Genomic DNA, 16,798 nt, shown 5'->3' with positions numbered 1-16,798 from the left:
CTGCTGAAAAGTAGTCGGATATTTTTCTGGTAATACCTGAAAATTAAGCGCTTACGATATATGTACTACCGAATAAAGAAAGGCGGGTACATATTATGAAGAATGAAATCAGATTTACATTGGAATCGAAGCAGAGACCAAAACTAGCACAGGAGATCGGAAACATACTTGGAACAGCACCGCATTATGAACGGGTACCAAGCTGTGCATATGATATTGCAGGATACCGACTGGACAAAGAGGGTGTATTGCATATCCCGGAGGGAGCAGAAGAAACAGCGAAAGACCTGATTCGGCAGTTACGGGAGCGTGGGTTTCAGGACGATGCGGAAGTAACCGAAGAAGTGCCAGTGCAGGAGGATAAGCTGACAATAGGAATTCCGAGAGAAAGCCTTACGGATACGGCATTAGAAAATTTACAGAAGATCATAGCAAATAGGCAGACACTTTTTCAACGTGCATTTCGGATGGACAGCACAGAAATAGAGATTACTGAGGAAAAAATAAACTTCACATGGTTTCCATACACAACGGATAGCGATGAAATGGCAGCCTACACACAATTTATCTCAAGACTGTGTGATATGGCAAGAGATGCAAAAAGGGTATCATCAAAGCCAACCGAAACGGATAATGACAAATATGCTTTCCGCGGTTTTCTGCTCAGACTTGGCTTTATCGGAAAAGAGTATAAGACAGCGAGAAAGATTCTGCTTAGAAATCTTACGGGAAATTCAGCATTCCGCTACGGAGAATAAGGATAAAATGACATGGGGTGTCGGTGCAGACCGATGCCCTTTTTCTATGGGAAAAACAGTTGGGGCAACTTGTGGCAGATGATTTAGGTTATTCTTATAGAGCCTATATAGAAAATAACCTATATTACTTGCCACATCTTGCCCCATTGTGAAAACAGCCGTGGTCACGCCCATCGGTTATCCCTTTCTTCCTGTATCTTTCTGCGATATGCAGTGCGGGATTTTCTGCGGTTTCGTTCCTTTTTACACTCTGGATTGTCACAGTATTTCTGGCGGTTTCCGTTTTTGATGAACAGACGGACGCAGCACTCACAGGTGGCAACGCCCACACGGTTGGCATAAGCAATGGGGTAATCCGTAGGGATAGATACATATTGCGACAGAGCGAATCGGGTAGCGTCAAAAACAGAATGGAAATCCGGCATGACCTTCAATTCTCCATTTTCATCCAGTTCCAACTTCATGGTTACGCCACTCATTTTATTTAGGTAAGCTGATATTTTACCGAGATGTTTCTGCATAGAAAATGAATTAAAATCTGCAAATTCATTCGTCCATGTGATCTGCGCAAGATCCGTGGAAACGTCAAGCCGTTCCAGACATTTTTTGAACATAAGAATTACAAGGGTATCCCGGTGGGAGCAGAACATGATGCGTTCTCTTCTGACAGATGATGAAAAGACCACATACTTCATCAAGTTCAATGTGGATGGACTCCTGCGGGGGGATTATCAGAGCAGGATGAATGGGTATGCCATTGGAAGGCAGAACGGCTGGATGTCTGCAAATGACATTCGTGAACTTGAGAATTTAGACCGTATCCCGGAGGAGCTTGGCGGGGACTTGTATCTCATCAATGGGAACATGACCAAGTTTACAGGATGCGGGTATTTTTGCAGAAAGCGGAAAGGAGAAAGAAGCTGATGAAGAAGTTCTGGGAGTGGAAGAACCAGACGAAGGACAGTCCGGTGGGGAGAACCATCTTCTTAAACGGCACGATCGCAGAGGAGAGCTGGTTTGACGATGATGTCACACCGCAACTTTTCAAGGATGAGCTGATGTCCGGCGAGGGAGATGTGACCGTGTGGATCAACAGTCCGGGAGGGGATTGTATTGCAGCCGCACAGATCTACAACATGCTCAAGGAGTATCCAGGAAACATCACTGTCAAGGTGGATGGACTTGCTGCTTCGGCGGCATCTGTGATTGCTATGGCAGGAGATACGGTCCTGATGTCTCCGGTGTCCATGATGATGATCCACAATCCAGCCACGATAGCGATGGGGGATCACACAGTCATGCAGCAGGTGATTGACATGCTTGATGAGGTGAAGGAATCCATCATCAATGCCTATGTCATCAAAAGCGGTCAGTCTCGTGCAAAGCTGTCCCATCTAATGGACATGGAAACGTGGCTCAGCGCACACAAAGCGGTAGAACTTGGCCTTGCAGATGGCATTCTGGGAGGGGAAACCGGAAAGCCGGAAGGGGAGCAGGAGCCAAAGGCTTCCATGTTTTCACGCAGGACAGTGAATAACGTTCTGCTCAACAAGATCACAGCAAATATGGGGAGAATCAGACGCCAGCTAAACAGGCGCAGATTCCGAAACCACAGGATATGGGGGCATCCGTGGATCGGCTGCGTGATCGTCTGGATGTGATCGAAAAGTTTATTTGAGTTTCTTTTTGGGGAGTTTTTTTTAAAAAATTAGGGGGTTATTATGACTATTACTGAAATGATGAAGAAACGTGCCGATCTGCTTGGTCAGATGCGAAATTTCCTTGATACACATGAGGATAAGCAGGGGAGACTGACCGAAGATGATACAACAACTTACATGAACATGGAAGCAGAGTTCGATGGACTGACAGATGCGATCTCTCGTGCCCAGAGGGTAGAGCAGAGGGAAGCAGAACTGTCCAAGCCGATTAATTCTCCGCTGACAGGAAAACCATATACAGCAGGAGCTAACCCGGAACAGAAAACCGGACGTGCTTCTGATGAATACAGAAAGGCCATGCTCACTGCTATGCGTACTAATTTCCGTCAGGTGTCCAATATTCTGCAGGAAGGTGTGGATGCTGATGGCGGTTATCTGGTTTCTGTTGAGTACGACCGCAGGCTGATCGAGGTTTTGGAAGAGGAAAATATTATGCGTAGCCTTGCTACTGTGATCACAACTTCCGGGGAACATAAGATCAACATTGCAGCATCCAAACCTGCTGCAGCATGGATCGATGAGGGAGCCGCACTGACTTTTGGTGATGCAACCTTTGACCAGAAGATCATGGATGCACACAAGCTCCATGTGGCAATCAAGGTGACAGAAGAACTGCTGTATGACAATGCGTTCAATCTGGAAAGTTACATCATCACCCAGTTTGGCAAGGCACTGGCAAATGCAGAAGAAGATGCATTCCTGAATGGAAATGGTACAGGAAAACCGACAGGTATCTTCGATGCCACTCATGGTGGCCATCTTCTGAATACGCTGTCTGCAGGCATCAAGTCTGACGATATGCTTGATCTGGTCTATGGCCTGAAGCGTCCGTATCGTAAAGGTGCTTCCTTCATCATGAATGATGGAACACTGGCACAGCTCAGAAAACTGAAAGACAACAATGGTGCCTACATTTGGCAGCCATCTTATCAGGCAGGGGAGCCGGATCATGTGCTTGGTTATGAAGTACATACTTCTGCGTATGCTCCGAAGGATGCCATTTCCTTTGGTGACTACAAATACTATAGTATCGGTGATCGTGGTTCCAGATCTTTCAAACAGTTGAATGAGCTGTTTGCCGGAAATGGTATGATCGGTTATGTAGCAAAGGAACGTGTGGACGGAAAACTGATCCTGCCGGAAGCTGTTCAGATCATAAAGCTGAAAGGTGCGGAGTGATCTGAACGTTCTCCTTTATCATAAGCCATGATTCCTAAACCTTCCTCCTATACCTAAAAAACTAAACCCTGTTTACTCTAGGCAAACAAGGAAAAAACTGTATAATAAAGGTATGGAAGGGAGGGGCTTGCATGGTGTACAAGTATGAAAAACTGGGAGAAGAACTGATCAAGTTGTTAAAGCAGCGGAAGAAGAATGGAGAAAAGTTTTGCAAAAAGTGTAGTCTATACGATAAAAATAAATGTTCTTGCCGAGTAGGGCAAAATGCCTCAAAACTCGGCATTTCAAGGCAATTTGAGAGGAGAAAGAACAATGATACGAGTACTTTTCATCTGCCACGGCACTCTTTGAAAGTTTCGCCCAAAAGCCAGTAAAATCACAGTCTGAAGGGCATAGGCGGTTAGAAAATAACCCCAAAATAACCCACGGTATTTTGTGCAGATATTACATGTAAATATAGATGATATTGGGGACGCAATATGATAGAAGAGCTGTAAGATTTTGGAAAGAGAAATCTTATGGCTTTTTTGCAAACAAATTGAAGAGAAAAGGAGGTCATCACAATGAAGTTTGATGAATTATTTGAACAGAGAAGTCTGGTGGCTTCGAAGTTAAAAGATTGTATTAGAGATATAGGTTATACAAAAGTATCCTTTGCGGCAAAGGCAGACATTTCAAGACCAACTCTTGATAAGTTGCTGAATGGCAATATAGACAGTAAGAGTTCTTTTGATCGCCATTTGCAGAAAATACTGAAATTGCTCAACATGACGGTAGAAGACTTGATGTTATATCATTCAGCACCATCAAAGCTTTCGGAAGCAACGTTGTATTCACAGAACGCACCGATGAATCATGAAATGAATGATACAGCAAAGAAGCAGTATAATTTACTTCTTGATATAATTGATTTGTGTGCAATTTATTATTAAAGGTAAAGATATAGATGATGTCTGGGATGCAATATGATAGAATGGTTACAAGAAAAATTTGTAGGAATATAAAGATATGGAATTAAGATTATTACGCTATTTTTTAACAGTAGCAAAAGAACAGAGCTTTACAAAAGCAGCAGAACAATTGCATATTACCCAGCCAACGCTATCCAGACAAATGGCGGCATTTGAAGAGGACCTGGGAATAACATTATTTATTCGAAACGGGAAGAAAATATCGCTCACTGATGAAGGAATTTTATTAAAAAGGCGTGCCTTGGAGATTCTTAATCTTGAGGAAAGGACGCTTGAGGAACTAAAAGGAAAAGAAGAGATTGTAGAGAGCACGATAACCATTGGATGCGGTGAATTTGCAGCAGTGGAGACATTGGCAAAGATATGTAAAACATATAAAGAAAAATATCCGCTGGTTCAGATTGTATTGCATACTGCAACAGCAGATGCAGTGTATGAGATGATGAACAAAGGACTTGTAGATATTGCATTATTCATGGAGCCGGTGGACACCGAAGGGCTGGATTATATCCGGATCACAGATTGTGATCTCTGGTGTGTCGGAATGCGGCCGGATGATCCGCTGGCAGAAAAAGAGTTTATAAAAAAAGAAGATCTTATTGGAAAGCCCTTGATCCTGCCGGAAAGAATGAACGTTCAAAGTGAACTTGCCAACTGGTTTGGGAAAGACTTTTCAAAATTACAGATTGCTTTTACAAGTAATCTTGGAACGAATGCCGGAGTTATGGCGGCAAATGGACTGGGGTATCCAATTTCAATTGAGGGTGCTGCAAAGTATTGGCGAGAGGATATTCTTGTACAGCGAAGAATTTCTCCTGAAATCAAGACTAGTACGGTGATTGCCTGGCGACGGAATATCCCATATTCTTTGGCAGTCCGTAAAATGATCGAGGAGATTAATGCTTTTCAGGCATAAAACAAAATTCAATATAAGCATTAGACATAATGAAGCGATAGAGCTTAAAATAGATGTGTAAGATGAATGTAAATCTTATATATCTATTTTTTTGTGAAAAATACGTATAGAAAGGGGCTTTTTATTATGAGTAAAAAATTAGTGGCATTTTTCAGTGCAAGCGGAACAACAAAAAAAGTAGCACAGATGATCGCAGAGGAAGCAAAAGCGGATTTGTTTGAGATTGAGCCGAAAGTTCCATATACAAAGCCTGATCTTGACTGGATGAATAAAAAATCTAGAAGCAGTGTGGAAATGAGTGATAAAAAATATAGACCGGCGATTATGAAAAAAGAGATGGATATGAGTTCTTATGACGAGATCCTTCTGGGATTCCCAATCTGGTGGTATGTGGCTCCGACAATCATCAATACATTTTTAGAAGCTTACGATTTCAGTGGTAAAAAGATTGTGCTTTTTGCAACATCCGGAGGAAGTGGATTTGGGAACACTGTGAAAGAATTGCAGTCATCTGCATCAGACGCAGTTATTACAGAAGGCAGACTGTTAAATTGTGGAACAAAACAGGAAATCAGTGAATGGGTAAACTCTTTATAAACAACAGCGTTATGGAGGTATACAGAATATGGGAAAAATAGTACAGACAGCAGGAAGAAATACACTTGGTGAATTCGCACCGGAATTTGCACATTTTAACGATGATGTACTTTTCGGCGAAAACTGGAATAACCAGGATATCGACGTAAAAACAAGAAGTATTATCACAGTGGTTGCGCTGATGGCTTCTGGAATTACGGATTCTTCTTTAAAATATCATCTTCAAAATGCAAAAAATCATGGTGTGACACAAAAAGAGATTGCTGCAGTGATCACACATGCCGCATTCTATGCAGGATGGCCAAAAGCATGGGCTGTTTTCAATCTTGCAAAGGAAGTGTGGGAAACAGGCGAAGGAGATTTGCCATACGAAGAGGAAGCGATGCGGGCGCATGCAAAAGAGATGGTATTTCCAATTGGTGAACCAAACGATGGCTTTGCACAGTATTTTTCTGGCAGAAGTTTTCTTGCACCAATCTCTACATCTCAGGTTGGAATTTTCAATGTGACATTTGAACCAGGATGCAGAAATAACTGGCATATCCATCATGCAAAAAGTGGGGGAGGACAGATCCTGGTATGTGTTGCCGGAAGAGGATATTATCAGGAAGAAGGGAAAGATGCTGTAGAAATGAAGCCAGGCGACTGCATCAATATTCCGGCAGAAGTGAAACACTGGCATGGCGCCGCACCGGATGAATGGTTTTCACATCTGGCAATAGAAGTTCCGGGCGAAAATAGTTCCAATGAATGGCTTGAACCGGTAAGTGATGAAGAATATAGAAAACTAAAATAGGAAGGTTGAAAAAACTATATTTATAAGACAATTTGAAAGTTGTAAAGTGGTGTAAAGATTAATGATCTTTGTATTGGCACCGAAAATATATTTATTTCTCCGCGGCTTTTCTTCCAGGATGGGAGAGTGCCGCGGAGAATTTTTTGCGAAGAAAGAATTGCTATAGCTTTTGTAATTCCGGGAAAACCTTTATCTAAGAAAAAAATACAATATTAACATGAATATCATGAATATAATATTGGAGGCTGTGAATATTCCCAAATACTTCCCTCTCAGATTCCTGTTTTCTTTTGCAATATATTTGAAACTTATCAGGCTTGCCATGGATGCAATCAGAGTGCCGAGACCTCCAATATTGGTTCCGACAATTAAAGCCCGGTAATTATCTGTAAAGCCGGATAAAAGAAGCGCAGCGGGAACATTGCTCATAATCTGACTGGCAAGAACAGCAGTAAGTGTTTCCCTTCCTGCCATGATTCTTTCCAGAAAACTGCTGAATTGCGAAATCCTTCCAAGGTTGCCGATAAAAATAAATAATGCGATAAAGGTGGCAAGCAGGGAGTAATCCACCCTGCTTATATTTTCCCTGTTTCTTAGCAGCATATATATAAGAACCAATACAAGAGGAATCTGGTATGGAATGATACGTGCAACAGTGAGCAGGCAGATTGTAAATAAGATCAGGTAAGCGGCCAGGTATTCCATGTTAAGTTCTTTTCTGTCAGAGAATCCCAAAAGAGTTTTATCTTTTTCGGAACCGCATACGTGAGGTGCTTTGGCAGCGGCTACCTGTATCCATATCAGAAGAAGGATAAGTGCTGTGGCGGAATAGGGAAGCATCAGGGTTATTAATTCTGCCGCGGACATCCCTGCTCTGGCATATAGATAAAGGTTCTGCGGATTTCCGATTGGTGTGAGCATGCTTCCGAGATTAGCAGCGATTGTCTGCATGGCTACTATTTTAAGAAGCCAGTAATTGCCCAGTTCCTTTGGCAGTTTATGCACAATGATCAGTGCAAGAGGAACAAAAGTAATCAATGCCACATCATTGGTGATCACTATTGACAGGAAGAAACATAAGAGTACCAACAGCCTGATCACACCCACAGTTCCCGATGTTCCCATCAGCAATTTTTTGGCAAGTATATCAAAAACACCAACAGCCTTCAAACCAGCTACAATTGCCATCAAACAGAAGAGGAGCCCGAGAGTCCTGAAATCGATATAAGTAAAATAAGCCTTATCCGGTCTGACCCAGAACATAGAAAGAAGCGCCAGGATCACTGCAATTGACAAAACGGTTTCTTTCCTGAAAAAAACATATAATTTTTGTAACATAATATTTCCTTTCCGGTCTGATACGACCGCGTATAAGTATATCACAGAAATATCCAGAAAAAAAGAACATCATTTTGTATTGTGGATTGTGTTTGCGATTACCGCCTCATTCTTGTATAATGAAAGGAGAACTGAAAAAATCTGTACTGCAGTCGTTGAAAGAGTTTCAGGCAAGGGCAAAAGCACAGGAGCAGGAAAATAAAGAAGTAGAAAAATCCAAAGCACATAAGAAGGGGGATGTAGAATTATGATGAATCTGGCAATGAACTTTGATACAGACGAATGTTCAGTAACGGCAATGTTTGATAAAGGAAACAGAAATGACACAATGGAAGCAATCGACCATATCATTCCATTTCTAAAAGGGGATGCGGATATGATCGTGCTTGTCTGCAATACCCTAAGAAAGCTGTTCTGCATGAGTGATGAAGGCTATGAGACTTTTCTTATGGACTTGGAAGATTATAAATCGGAACTGGAAGAGGGGGAATGAATTCAAGCCAGAGTGCAGTATAGCAGGTGAAAGATGAGAAGCGAAGGAAAAAGTGTCAGCATTGAGAAGTGTTAACAGGTATATATTGGAAGAATTCAGCCAGGGGAACTCTGGCTGATATAAAAACACATCTGCAGAAACAGTGACTGAAGAAATTTTGAGTAGTGGAATTGGGAAGAAGTATTTAGATACTATAATAAAGAGATTAGCTGGCTTGTATACTGACAGAGAGGACATAGTAAACAGATTTGCGTTATTATCAGGGATTGTAGGGAGATTCCGAAGAGCTTTTGTTCAGATGATGAAACAATAGGATTGGTACAGGAAATATATGGAACAAAAGTTAATAAAGGGATTTGTTGCGTTTTCCGCTATAATAATCTGCCAGCAAAGAATGTGTTGCCTGAATATGTTTGTGATTATAAGAAACGAGCAGGGTTATTTCAAAGATCTGCAGATTTAGAGTAGTTCTTTTTTTCTGAGAGAAAAATTAAAAATCGTTTTTGGTTCTTCTGGAGAGTGATTATAGCGTTTGGGAAACATCCGGAGAAACCATTACCTCAGGGTGTCGGTAAAGTTCTTTATCAAAGAGGGCTTTGAGATGCCCTTTCTTTTTTTATCCAAATCTTTCCTCTTGTTTACATATATAAACCTAAGAAAAAGCTTGACGTTTAAATATTACAAGTGTAATATTTAAGAAAATATGAAAAAAGGAGAAATAAAACTATATGAGAAAAAAGAAAAGAAAAAAACACACGAAGATTATTACAAAAATAGTTTTATTTAGCGGTATATTGATTGGTGGTGGAATCGGTATTGTAACAATAATGAATTGTAATGTTCCTGAAAAAAGACTAATGGAATATATGAAATATATTGAAAAAGGGGAATATGAGCAAATGTATGCCATGCTGGATCAGAAAAAAAGCAGCATGAACAGTAAGGAAGAATTTATAGAACGAAATTCTAAAATATATGAAGGCATTGAGATGTCTGATCTGTCCATAACCGATATTACAGTAAAAAGACAAGAAAACGGAAATGCGGCAGTTTCCTATACAACAAATATGCAGACTGCTGCAGGAAATGTAGAATTTACCAACGATGCGGTATTTTCACATGATTGGACAGGATATCATTTAATCTGGCAGGATCAGTTGATTTTTCCAGAGTTATCTGCAACGGATAAAGTTCAGGTAACGTCAGAAGAGGCAAAGAGAGGAGATATTTTAGACAGAAATGGTCGTCAGTTGGCTGGAGAGGGAACTGCATCTTCGGTAGGAATTGTTCCGGGCAGGATGGAGAACAGAGAAAATACAATAAAAAAACTGGCAGAGTATCTTGGAATTGGAGCAGACGAAATTGAGGATAAGTTAAAAGCCGGTTGGGTAAAAGCAGATTCTTTTGTACCAGTAGCAACAATTCCTAAAATACAAGAGGTCGATCTTTTGACAGTGAATCCGGATAAAACTGTTCTGGAAGAAAAAGAAAAGCAGGACACATTATTGAAGATTCCAGGTATTATGTTATCTGATGTAAAAGTACGAACTTATTATCTAAAAGAAGTTGCCTCTCATCTGGTAGGGTATGTACAGGCGGTTACAGCCGAAGATTTGCAGGAACATAAAGGGGAAGGGTATCGTACAAACAGTGTGATTGGAAAGACTGGATTGGAAACGCTTTATGAAAAAGAACTAAAAGGAACAGATGGGTGTGAAATCTGTATTGTAGATGCAAATGGAAATAAAAAAAGTGTTATTGCATATGAGCCTAGAAAAGATGGAGAAGATATCCATACTACGATTGATGGTGATCTTCAAAGTACTCTTTATGAACAATTTAAAGAAGACAGAGGATGTTCTGTAGCTTTGAATCCTTATACAGGGGAAGTATTGGCGTTGGTAAGTACGCCATCTTATGATAATAATGATTTTGTACGTGGAATGGACAACAGCCAGTGGAGTGCATTAAATGAAAATAAAGACAGGCCTTTATACAACCGCTTTCGCCAGACATGGTGTCCTGGCTCAACTTTTAAACCTGTAATTGCTGCAATTGGATTAAAAGTGGGGGCATTTACTGCAAATGACGATTTTGGAAATGAGGGTCTGGCGTGGCAGAAAGATTCCTCGTGGGGAGATTATACAGTGACTACACTTCATGATTATGCACCTGTGATCTTGAAAAATGCGCTTATTTATTCAGATAATATTTATTTTGCAAAAGCAGCATTAAAAATTGGTGCGGATCAACTGATGCAGTCTCTAAATCAAATAGGATTTAATCAGGAACTTCCATTTGATATTAAAATGTCAGAGTCCCAATATTCTAATACGGACAAGATAGAAACAGAAATCCAGCTTGCTGACAGTGGGTATGGACAGGGACAGATTCTGGTAAATCCTTTGCATCTTGCAAGCATTTATACGGCTTTTCTAAATGATGGAAATATGATAAAGCCATATCTTCACGTGGATGGTGGAAGCACTTCCAGTGAAATCTGGATAAAAGATGCTTTTTCACCACAAATTGTTTCGGAGGTTATGGAGGGGTTAGAGGGTGTAGTGAATAACCCGGAAGGAACTGGTTATGGAGCATGCCGGGAAGACATTAGATTAGCAGGAAAAACCGGAACAGCGGAACTGAAAGCTACAAAAGAAGATACATCTGGAACAGAAATTGGCTGGTTTACAGTTTTTACTACAGATAGAGATACAAAGAATCCTATTTTGCTCATCAGTATGGTAGAGAATGTGAAAGATATTGGAGGAAGCGGTTATGTGGTGGAAAAGGATAAGGCGATACTGGATGAATATCTTGGTAATGAATAATTTTTACCTTTAAATATTACAAATGTAAGAGGAAAATGATATGAAAAAAATTTGGAAAATATTTGTGGGAGTTATTTTTCTTGCTGTCTGTAGTGGATGTGGCATAAAGAAAGAGCAGAAAAAGACAATTGAAGATACGAAAGAAAAAATTTACAGAGAGTGTGAAATGCTAGCAGAAGGCTATCGGAGCATATATGAGAATGCTGTGAAAGAAAATGCACTATATGAGCTGAGTACAATACAAAAAAGTATGGATTATTTTGGAAAATATGGATATGCAGTAATTGATTCCTACAATCAGCTGGATATGATTCAAAGTATTAAAGTAGATGATTTTTTGAAAAAAGCAGAAAAAGAGAAGAATGGAAAAACTACTATATTTCAAGTTATAGCAGGGGATCATTTTATCCGGTATGATCTGAAAACCAAACAGGGGAAAATAGACGTTGAAGTAAGCTCTTTTAAATGGAAAGAGGACACTTGGCGGGAAACATATTATCATGAGTTTAGAGCTAATTCATGGAAATATACAGAAAATGGGTATTTCTTTATAGAAGAATATCATCCGGCAGGATATGATGGACCGTCTGGATATCGGGACTTTCGGGTAGCACCGTTAAATAAAAAATGTCGGGAGTTGAATCGAAAATATATACTTCCTTTTGGATATACACTTAATAAATTGTTTACTTCTAATTGGAGTGAAAAAAATTATGATGGAATAAATTTTTATGATGTTTTTGACCGTTTACTTTCAATGGAAGAAAAAACTGATGAATTTAAGGAAGGAAAGACTTATGAAATCCCCAAAGAATCATTTGAAGCGATATTTCAAAAATATTTTAATATAAGCGCAGAGATACTGCAGACAGGAACGGTATTTCACACGGAAACACAGACATATCGGTATCGAACCAGAGGAATCGTATATGATTTTGCTCCCACACCATATATTCCATATCCGGAAGTTGTTTCCTACATAGAAAATCAAGATGGAACAATAACACTGGAAGTAAATGCGGTATGGCCACAAAAAGAATTAGATCAGGCGTTTTGTCATAGCGTAACCATTCGGCTGTTAGATAAAGATAGATTTCAATATGTATCCAATTATGTATCAAGGTCAGAAATAGAGGTTACCTGGTATACGGAAAGATTATCAGACGAAAAGTGGGAGGAATGTTATGGAGATAATTGATATGAGTACAAAAAGAAAACTGAAAAAGATGGTGAGTGTTTTATTTATTTTGGGATGCTTTTTCATAGGAAATACAAAATGTAAAGGGGCTGATTTAGAATATATTTCACAGGAAACTGCGAATTATGCTGTACAAGAAAGAGGATATGATTTGCCAGTAGATGAAGTCGTGAAAGAAGAAGCTATTGAAGATTGTAAGAATGTTATGAATCAGATGAAAGCCATTTATCAAAAGGCGGATAAAGGAACTTCATCGAATGTAGTAGTTTCTGAGACAGTAATGGAAGAAATGCAGGAAGTATTAAAGGAAAAAAATGTCCCTGTTATTACATCAGCGCCGTATTCAAATATGGCTAATTATTCTAAAATGGAAGAATTTCTTTTCAAGGCAGAACAGGATCTGCCAGGAGATATCGTCTTATATAGGATTAACAGGGATGGTGGGATAGAAAGACTCAAATTCAATTATGATGGGACAGATATGTATTTGTTGGCTGCGAAAGTTGTTTGGGGTATGAACGACAATCCATCTATTGTATATGTTTCGTATACAAGGATAGAAGAATGGAAATATACAGAAAAAGGCTGGTTTGGTTATACGCTATGTGTTCCAAAATATCCGGAAGTATCAGAAGCGGTTGATGGCAGTTCTATGATAAGAATTAAACCTTTAAGTGATGAATGCAGGGAAGTTTCAAAGAGGTGTGTGTATTTGCTTGGATATCAGGGGAATAATCTTTTATGTTCTGATTGGGATAGATCTGATATGGAAGGGTTAGATTATAATGGTTTATATGAATATTTATATCGAATGAAATACGGGGAGAGATATGAGTTTTCAGGTAACTCAAGTGGAATTCCGGCAGAAGAGTTTGAAAATCTGATAATGGAGTTTTTGCCGATAACAGCGGAGCAAATTAAAAAATGGGCAGTATTTGATTCGGAACATCAAACTTATGACTGGGAACAATTTGGTTGTTTTAATTATAGCTTTGGAACATCTTTACCGGAGGTCGTTGAAATAAGAGATAGCGGAGAGGGAAACAGTGTGCTGGTTGTTGATGCTGTATGTGATACATTTATATGTAATGATGCCGTTATTACAAGTGAGCTGACTGTTAAGTTCAACGATGATAAGAGTTTTAAATATATGGGGAATAAAATTCTGAATAATGGTACGAAAGAAGTTCCCAAATATCAATATAGAATAAAAAGAAAGAACTGATAACAACTATCAGCCCTTTCATATTTGTTAATTCCATATATGTAATTTTTTTAAGATATCAGAAGTGATTTCAAATGCTTTTTTGCCAGTTGCATTAGAATCACTTTGGATATTGGTTGCAAAATAATAGCTGTTATCGGAAGTTTCTACATATCCGATAAACCAGCCGTTGATATCCTGTCCGTTGACACGACCGGTTCCAGTTTTTCCGTAGAAATTACCATTAGGTGTACTGGCAATTTTTATAGCATTTTTAACAGAAAATACATTTTGGGAATTTAGATGGAATTCATTTGTGTTAAATTTTTTCAATAATGTTACTTGCTCTAAAGGCGAGATTTTTAATGAAAAGTCGGACCAGTATAAATCCAGATTTGAACTGGTTGTCTGGTTTCCATATTCTATTTTATTCAAAAATTCCTGGACTCTGTTAATTCCGAGCTGCGAATCAATTGCCTGGAAATACCAGTTAACGGAATTTTGCATAGCAGAGTTTAAATCCTGATCAGCTTCCCAGGATGGAAAAGGAAAGGCATCACCATTCCATGTCATGGAAGAGTGTTCTGGTGTGATGATTCCGGATTCCAACCCTAATAATGCATCGTATATTTTGTAGGTAGACTCTGGCGGAATACGTTTGGTGGCTTCTTCAAGATCGTATATTTTCCAGGAATCCAAATTATTGTCATACAAAACAAATGATCCATCATATGTTCCAAATGTTTCGGATATATCTAACAGGGAGATATTTTTGTCTGTATCACTAAAATGATATACGTTTTGAGTAGAGGCATCAATGGATAAAATGGGTGTACATCCAATAAAAACAGCACTAATGACCAGATAAATTATCAATGCTCTCATTTTTTGATAAAGAGTTTCTTTCCTAAAAACGGCGATGTTGAGAATACGTCGTTTCATCTGCCTGAAATTTCCGGACATTCCAACTGCCAGTGGAGAGGAAAAAGAGGATATTTTTTCTGCAAAATTAATCAGTGTAGTTCCATAAGCTTGGTATTCATCAGCAGAAATCATCTGCAATACAGCAGAATCACAGGCTATTTCACGGTCACAGAGAATTTCTTTTAAAGTGTACCAAACAAAAGGGTTAAACCAGTAGAGTATATTACTTATGACCATGAGGAAGCCAATAAATGTATCTTTGTGACGGTAATGCTGTAATTCGTGTAGCAGCATAAAACGCATATCATCAGGATTCAGTTCGGAAATTAAATGGATGGGAATGTAAATTCTGGGATGTATTATTCCGATTAAAACTGGTGATTTTAAAAATGCAGTACTGTAGACTGATACTGGGTGAGAGATTTTAAGTTCCTTTAAACAATTGTAATAAATAGTTTTTACCTGCTGATTTTGAAGCGGGAGAGCAGATCTTTTTATGGAACGTACATAGTTTAATGAATGAAGGGTGAGGACTGACATAATCATAACACCCGTTATCCATATTAGAAAGAGTATGGTATTCAAGCCTCCAGAAAATTGACTACTGATGGAAACTGAAAAATCATTCACCTGGTTTAACAAAATATTTTGTGTATTACTGGTAAGTTCGGATAGCGTGTCGGTACCAGAGTTAAGTCCTGAGTCAGTTTGAAAAAAATGTAACCATGAAAAAAGTTGTGAGCCATGAATCTGTACAGGAAAAAATGGCACGGCAAGTAGTAAAAATAAAAGAAAACAGAGATGGTACTGTGTAGCCGCAGATAAATATTTTTTCAGAAGTTTTTTTGTTCCGATTATTACAAGTGTAAAAATACATATGAAGATATTACTGATTAAAAAGTGGATAATCCAGTTGCTCATTCAAAACCTCCTATTTCTGATGTTTTGATAATAAATGGCGTAAGTTATCAATTTCTGTTGAAGAGAGCTTATCGTCTTCAAGGTAAGAAGCCAGCATAGAAGAAAGATTTCCATTATAATATCGCTTTAAAAAAGAATTGCTTTCCTGGCGTATATATTCATCTTCTTGGACTAATGGAGTATAGACAAATACCCGGCTTTGTTTTTCGTAGGAAAGAGCTTTTTTGGAAACAAGTCTCTTGATAAGAGTTTGAATTGTTTTTGGACTCCAGCTGGTAGTTAGAGTAAGTTTTTCTGTAATTTCATTTGTATTGATGGGAGCATATTTCCATACAATTTTCATAACTTCAAATTCGGCTTCTGAAATTTGGGGTAGTGACATAATAAAATCCTCCTGCTAAATCCTACATATGTAATAAATATATTATATTACTTGTAGAAGAAAAAAGTCAAATGGCAGATGATATATAGAATATAAAATTAATAATGTAGAGGCAATAAAGGTGAAAAAGATAGAAATTATTGAGAGAATCACAGATGCTAATGGAAGCATAAGTGAAAACATATTGACTAGCTGGGAACATAAAAACCAATTCATACCGGAAATTATAAGGTTTGGAGAATTAAAAATATATCTACAGGAACGAATTGTTAAAAAGAATGATAGTGATGTTCATCTTTCAAAATATGAATATGATATTTTACTTCTTTTAGCGAAAAGTCCAGGTAGAATATTTGGAAAAGAAATGGTTTATGATCTGGTATGGAATGAACCTTATTCCGGTGATTATAATGTGGTTATGCGACATATCTGCAATATCAGAGAAAAAATAGAAGATGATCCTGGACAACCATTATATATACAAACAGTACGAGGTGTAGGATATCGGTTTAACGGGAATTTAGGCAGCGAGTGAAATCGCTGCCTATTATTATGGTTTTACAAAGAAG

The 16,798-nt window shown here is 38.7% G+C and carries 16 protein-coding genes and 1 pseudogene; 13 read left to right on the top strand and 4 right to left on the bottom strand.

Annotation, left to right across the window (positions count from 1 at the left end):
- Positions 1-95 precede the first annotated feature (95 nt).
- Positions 96-758, top strand: coding sequence for a hypothetical protein (locus LJE09_RS15230; RefSeq protein ID WP_227311524.1), 663 nt, complete (start codon positions 96-98; stop codon positions 756-758).
- A gap of 164 nt (positions 759-922) precedes the next feature.
- Here the strand turns inward: LJE09_RS15230 and LJE09_RS15225 are convergent, their stop codons facing one another.
- Positions 923-1,408 (bottom strand): hypothetical protein, encoded by a 486-nt coding sequence (locus tag LJE09_RS15225; protein ID WP_227311525.1) that lies wholly within the window; start codon positions 1,406-1,408, stop codon positions 923-925.
- Here LJE09_RS15225 and LJE09_RS15220 point away from each other — a divergent pair.
- From LJE09_RS15220 to LJE09_RS15190, 7 genes and pseudogenes are all read left to right on the top strand, one after another.
- Positions 1,386-1,779 (top strand): annotated as a pseudogene (locus LJE09_RS15220) (phage portal protein); the annotation flags it as partial. The gene LJE09_RS15225 and the pseudogene LJE09_RS15220 sit on opposite strands and share 23 nt — an antisense overlap.
- Complete coding sequence (locus LJE09_RS15215) at positions 1,682-2,419, top strand: head maturation protease, ClpP-related (RefSeq protein WP_227311523.1); 738 nt, start codon at positions 1,682-1,684, stop codon at positions 2,417-2,419. The pseudogene LJE09_RS15220 and the gene LJE09_RS15215, both read left to right, overlap by 98 nt.
- Before the next feature lie 60 nt (positions 2,420-2,479).
- Entirely contained in the window at positions 2,480-3,658 is a 1,179-nt protein-coding gene (locus LJE09_RS15210) for a phage major capsid protein (protein WP_227311522.1), read from the top strand.
- A 563-nt stretch (positions 3,659-4,221) separates the two neighbouring features.
- Complete coding sequence (locus LJE09_RS15205; protein ID WP_227311521.1) at positions 4,222-4,590, top strand: helix-turn-helix domain-containing protein; 369 nt, start codon at positions 4,222-4,224, stop codon at positions 4,588-4,590.
- Between the two features lie 76 nt (positions 4,591-4,666).
- On the top strand, positions 4,667-5,545 hold the full coding sequence (locus LJE09_RS15200; RefSeq protein ID WP_227311520.1) for a LysR family transcriptional regulator: 879 nt from the start codon (positions 4,667-4,669) through the stop codon (positions 5,543-5,545).
- 126 nt (positions 5,546-5,671) lie between these two features.
- Positions 5,672-6,142 carry a flavodoxin gene (locus tag LJE09_RS15195; RefSeq protein ID WP_227311519.1) on the top strand — a complete coding sequence of 157 codons (471 nt, stop codon included), beginning with the start codon at positions 5,672-5,674 and terminating at the stop codon, positions 6,140-6,142.
- A 28-nt stretch (positions 6,143-6,170) separates the two neighbouring features.
- Positions 6,171-6,938: a carboxymuconolactone decarboxylase family protein gene (locus tag LJE09_RS15190; RefSeq protein ID WP_055200793.1), complete on the top strand. Its 768-nt coding sequence runs from the start codon at positions 6,171-6,173 to the stop codon at positions 6,936-6,938.
- A gap of 189 nt (positions 6,939-7,127) precedes the next feature.
- Here the strand turns inward: LJE09_RS15190 and LJE09_RS15185 are convergent, their stop codons facing one another.
- Entirely contained in the window at positions 7,128-8,276 is a 1,149-nt protein-coding gene (locus LJE09_RS15185; protein ID WP_055200791.1) for an SLC13 family permease, read from the bottom strand.
- A gap of 247 nt (positions 8,277-8,523) precedes the next feature.
- Between LJE09_RS15185 and LJE09_RS15180 the strand changes: the two genes are divergently transcribed.
- The 4 genes from LJE09_RS15180 (at position 8,524) to LJE09_RS15165 (ending at position 14,023) form a co-directional block, all read left to right on the top strand.
- Positions 8,524-8,769: a transposon-transfer assisting family protein gene (locus LJE09_RS15180; RefSeq protein WP_008703846.1), complete on the top strand. Its 246-nt coding sequence runs from the start codon at positions 8,524-8,526 to the stop codon at positions 8,767-8,769.
- Between the two features lie 728 nt (positions 8,770-9,497).
- Complete coding sequence (locus LJE09_RS15175) at positions 9,498-11,600, top strand: penicillin-binding transpeptidase domain-containing protein (protein WP_161233309.1); 2,103 nt, start codon at positions 9,498-9,500, stop codon at positions 11,598-11,600.
- Between the two features lie 40 nt (positions 11,601-11,640).
- Complete coding sequence (locus LJE09_RS15170; RefSeq protein WP_161233308.1) at positions 11,641-12,798, top strand: DUF6070 family protein; 1,158 nt, start codon at positions 11,641-11,643, stop codon at positions 12,796-12,798.
- A complete protein-coding gene (locus LJE09_RS15165; RefSeq protein WP_161233307.1) occupies positions 12,785-14,023 on the top strand; it encodes a DUF6070 family protein in 1,239 nt (412 codons plus the stop codon). The genes LJE09_RS15170 and LJE09_RS15165 overlap by 14 nt, the downstream gene beginning before the upstream one ends.
- A gap of 27 nt (positions 14,024-14,050) precedes the next feature.
- Here LJE09_RS15165 and LJE09_RS15160 read toward each other — a convergent pair whose 3' ends face one another.
- Both LJE09_RS15160 and LJE09_RS15155 read right to left on the bottom strand, forming a co-directional pair.
- Positions 14,051-15,847: a BlaR1 family beta-lactam sensor/signal transducer gene (locus tag LJE09_RS15160; protein ID WP_227311518.1), complete on the bottom strand. Its 1,797-nt coding sequence runs from the start codon at positions 15,845-15,847 to the stop codon at positions 14,051-14,053.
- Between the two features lie 10 nt (positions 15,848-15,857).
- Positions 15,858-16,232, bottom strand: a complete 375-nt coding sequence (locus LJE09_RS15155) for a BlaI/MecI/CopY family transcriptional regulator (protein WP_092073165.1) — start codon at positions 16,230-16,232, stop codon at positions 15,858-15,860.
- A 118-nt stretch (positions 16,233-16,350) separates the two neighbouring features.
- Between LJE09_RS15155 and LJE09_RS15150 the strand changes: the two genes are divergently transcribed.
- The gene (locus tag LJE09_RS15150) at positions 16,351-16,764 is read left to right on the top strand and encodes a winged helix-turn-helix domain-containing protein (RefSeq protein WP_005426519.1); all 414 of its coding nucleotides are present in this window, start codon (positions 16,351-16,353) and stop codon (positions 16,762-16,764) included.
- Positions 16,765-16,798 lie beyond the last annotated feature (34 nt).

It is taken from the genome of Blautia sp. DFI.3.45 (assembly GCF_020593505.1).
GTDB lineage: Bacteria > Bacillota > Clostridia > Lachnospirales > Lachnospiraceae > Blautia_A > Blautia_A wexlerae.
The sequence above is the reverse complement of the archived record's forward strand: the minus strand, read 5'-3'. Positions and strand labels throughout refer to the sequence as shown.

Bases quoted from the DNA above. Each gene is read 5' to 3' on its own strand.
- LJE09_RS15180 (WP_008703846.1), top strand. From the start codon at position 8,524: ATGATGAATCTGGCAATGAACTTTGATACAGACGAATGTTCAGTAACG.
- LJE09_RS15210 (WP_227311522.1), top strand. From the start codon at position 2,480: ATGACTATTACTGAAATGATGAAGAAACGTGCCGATCTGCTTGGTCAG.
- LJE09_RS15165 (WP_161233307.1), top strand. From the start codon at position 12,785: ATGGAGATAATTGATATGAGTACAAAAAGAAAACTGAAAAAGATGGTG.
- LJE09_RS15205 (WP_227311521.1), top strand. From the start codon at position 4,222: ATGAAGTTTGATGAATTATTTGAACAGAGAAGTCTGGTGGCTTCGAAG.
- LJE09_RS15190 (WP_055200793.1), top strand. From the start codon at position 6,171: ATGGGAAAAATAGTACAGACAGCAGGAAGAAATACACTTGGTGAATTC.
- LJE09_RS15195 (WP_227311519.1), top strand. From the start codon at position 5,672: ATGAGTAAAAAATTAGTGGCATTTTTCAGTGCAAGCGGAACAACAAAA.
- LJE09_RS15225 (WP_227311525.1), bottom strand. From the start codon at position 1,408: ATGTTCTGCTCCCACCGGGATACCCTTGTAATTCTTATGTTCAAAAAA.
- LJE09_RS15230 (WP_227311524.1), top strand. From the start codon at position 96: ATGAAGAATGAAATCAGATTTACATTGGAATCGAAGCAGAGACCAAAA.
- LJE09_RS15185 (WP_055200791.1), bottom strand. From the start codon at position 8,276: ATGTTACAAAAATTATATGTTTTTTTCAGGAAAGAAACCGTTTTGTCA.
- LJE09_RS15160 (WP_227311518.1), bottom strand. From the start codon at position 15,847: ATGAGCAACTGGATTATCCACTTTTTAATCAGTAATATCTTCATATGT.
- LJE09_RS15175 (WP_161233309.1), top strand. From the start codon at position 9,498: ATGAGAAAAAAGAAAAGAAAAAAACACACGAAGATTATTACAAAAATA.
- LJE09_RS15170 (WP_161233308.1), top strand. From the start codon at position 11,641: ATGAAAAAAATTTGGAAAATATTTGTGGGAGTTATTTTTCTTGCTGTC.
- LJE09_RS15215 (WP_227311523.1), top strand. From the start codon at position 1,682: ATGAAGAAGTTCTGGGAGTGGAAGAACCAGACGAAGGACAGTCCGGTG.
- LJE09_RS15200 (WP_227311520.1), top strand. From the start codon at position 4,667: ATGGAATTAAGATTATTACGCTATTTTTTAACAGTAGCAAAAGAACAG.